Consider the following 265-nt stretch of genomic DNA (forward strand, 5'->3'; position numbering starts at 1 on the left):
GAAGGTGGGGCAGATGATTGGGGTGAAGTCGTAACAAGGTAGCCGTATCGGAAGGTGCGGCTGGATCACCTCCTTTCTAAGGATATATGGAGCAGCGTACGTTTTCGTCTTGTTTAGTTTTGAAGGATCATTCCTTCAAAACATGTCTCTAGCGAGACAGGATTGTTCTTTGAAAACTAGATAACAATAAGTAATACATTCACATTGAATGCAATGCAAAGTTCATCACACATAGTGATTCTTTCTAAAGTAAGAAATGGTTAAG

1 rRNA gene is annotated in these 265 nt (G+C 40.0%); it reads left to right on the forward strand.

Annotated elements, in window-relative coordinates:
• Positions 1–76, forward strand: a 16S ribosomal RNA gene (locus tag AAZR19_RS18965); the annotation flags it as partial.
• Between the last annotated feature and the right edge of the window lie 189 nt (positions 77–265).

It is taken from the genome of Bacillus sp. Je.9.29.b (genome assembly GCF_051129925.1).
Classification (GTDB): Bacteria; Bacillota; Bacilli; order Bacillales; family Bacillaceae; genus Bacillus; species Bacillus safensis.